At 37.4% G+C, this 2,454-nt stretch carries 1 protein-coding gene; it reads left to right on the top strand.

Going from position 1 to position 2,454, the window contains the following annotated elements; genetic code table 11:
• The first annotated feature begins 936 nt into the window (after window positions 1–936).
• On the top strand, window positions 937–1,803 hold the full coding sequence (locus tag U859_RS0130160; protein ID WP_025146922.1) for a DUF808 domain-containing protein: 867 nt from the start codon (window positions 937–939) through the stop codon (window positions 1,801–1,803).
• The last annotated feature ends 651 nt before the right edge of the window (window positions 1,804–2,454 follow it).

Here is a 2,454-nt window from a genome sequence, read left to right as displayed (position 1 = left end):
ATAAGAAACCCTTTAACAACGACGTTAAAGGGTTTTCTTTGTTTATAGCTTTTTTTGCATATCTCTTACCATTAAGAAGTTAAGAAAAGTTAAGCCCACCAGGGCCGATGGTATTGTCCCGAAACTTCGGGATGGGAGAGTAGGTCGGTGCCAAATATTATAAGAAACCCTTTAACAACAATGTTAAAGGGTTTTCTTTGTTTATGGGCTTTTTTCTTCACGGAACATGGTATCTCCAGTCATTAAAATCTAGATAGAAGTTAAGAAAAGTTAAGCCCACCAGGGCCGATGGTAATTCCCAGCTTATATTTCTTAATGTCCTTAATTTCTTAATGGTAAAAAGATCTATGCGTTATTCCCCACCATTAAGGAGTGAAGAAAAAGTTAAGGGTTTGATCCCGCAGATAAAGCTGATCACCGCAGAGCTTATTCCATCGTCCATTTTACATCTTCCATCTTTTATACATCTGTCCCGGCTAAAATAGCCCTGATGGCAGCGTTATCCCTTTTGGGCAAGGTGTATTTGTTTAACAGATAGGTTTCCCAAAAGGATTTAGCGTACAGCAGGACCGAACCCAACCTACATGCACAGAAATTGCGCTTCAAAAGAAAATCAAATTTAATGATCTAGCGCATTGTTACCAATCTGTAAACCACGCATAAACTCATTTAAGCGGATTTGAATAATTTAGATCACTTTTAAAACTGATTTAGTGCTAAATATGTTATTTCTCTCTTTTGCCTTCAACAATTATATAATTTATTTATTTTCGAACAGTTTTAGTTTATTGATGTTATTAATCGAGCCGGTAGATACTAGCTTTTAAATGAGGTTGGTGAATATGGTTTCAGATATCCTATATGATTAAAAGATTTGGAACGCGATCATCTTATTTTAAAAAGGATTTGATATTTTGCAGCATTAATAAATTAGATATGGCTTCAGGTTTTTTTGCGATTTTAGATGATATAGGTGCCTTAATGGACGATGTTGCTGTTACGGCAAAGGTGGCGGCCAAGAAAACGGCAGGTATTTTAGGAGATGACTTGGCGGTAAATGCAGAAAAATCAACCGGTTTTATTTCTTCAAGAGAGTTGCCTGTGCTATGGGCAATTACAAAGGGTTCTCTGGTAAATAAACTTATTATTGTTCCAATTGCCTTACTGCTAAATGTTTTTTTTCCGGTAGCGATAAAAGTAATTTTGGTGTTGGGTGGTTTGTATCTGGCCTATGAGGGAGTAGAAAAGGTTGTCGAATATTTTTTTCATCACCCTAAGCCCTCGCATGTAGAGGCTAAAGAAATTCTCCAGGAAGGTGATGCTGCTGAAAATGCAAAAATTAGATCTGCCATCACCACCGATTTTATCCTTTCTATAGAAATTGTGATTATCGCATTAGGTAGTGTTTTGGAAGAAAAGCTGGGCATTCAGATCATGACTGTTTCGATTATCGCATTATTGGCCACCATTGGTGTTTATGGTATTGTTGCGCTTATTGTAAGGATGGATGACGCGGGCTATCGTTTAATGAAAGCCTCGGGCGAAAAAGGTATCCTTTCAGTTACCGGCAAAATCCTGGTTAAATCGCTACCCGTTATCATCAAAATTCTAAGTATTGTGGGGACGGTTGCATTAATATTGGTATCAGGAGGAATTTTCGCGCATAATATTGCCTTTTTGCATCATGTATTTCCAACTCTGCCATCAATCCTGCGGGAATTTGCTTTTGGGTTATTGGCAGGATTGGTTTTAGTGCTGATTATAATTTTAGGCAAAAAACTTATTGGTTTGTTCAGAAGCTAATAGTAATTGTTTTAGTCAAAGTTAGTTTTTCAGCAAAGCAGTTATTGTGCTACTATCTAAGTTTGTTCCCGCTTTTCATTCCAAGTCCTCGCTTCGCTGTGGGCATTCCATTCCAATCGGGTTTAGGTGGGCAGGTATTTCGGAAGTTTTAACGGTTATTGTGCCTAAACCTATCCCGTTTTCGAAACCTGATAGGTTTGATAAACCAGCGCTAAACACCTGTTCTTTCAAAAAGTTTTGCTTTAGGCAAAACTTTTTCTGCTTGTAAACCATGCGTTTACGTTAAACGCTATGGTATTCTATAAAAAACCTTTGGAAGCAATGATATTTTTCCTACTTTTGCATCCCGCTTCGGAGGAAGGGTTTTAGTTGAAAGGATGGCTTAGAGAGATGGAGGGCATGATTTATTTTAAAATAAATATTGCTAAAGAGAAAAAGATTGCTACCTTTGCAGCCCGGTTCGGAAGGACGGAAAGCTGATTAACATCAGCATATTGAAATAAAGGAAAGAAGAAAAAGAGAATGGAAAAATAAAATTTATTTTATTTGGAAGTTCGGAAAAGATCCTTACCTTTGCACTCCCAACCGAAAGGAAGGGTGAAAAGTTGGAGTGGCGGATGTCACACAAACAACAAAAACAAGATTGAAATT

The organism is Pedobacter jeongneungensis, assembly GCF_000633455.1.
Taxonomy (GTDB): domain Bacteria; phylum Bacteroidota; class Bacteroidia; order Sphingobacteriales; family Sphingobacteriaceae; genus Pedobacter; species Pedobacter jeongneungensis_A.
Note: the sequence above shows the minus strand (reverse complement) of the source record. Positions and strands in the feature narration are given on the sequence as shown.

Excerpts from the sequence above, each read along its gene's own strand:
- U859_RS0130160 (WP_025146922.1), top strand. The coding sequence starts at position 937 with ATGGCTTCAGGTTTTTTTGCGATTTTAGATGATATAGGTGCCTTAATG.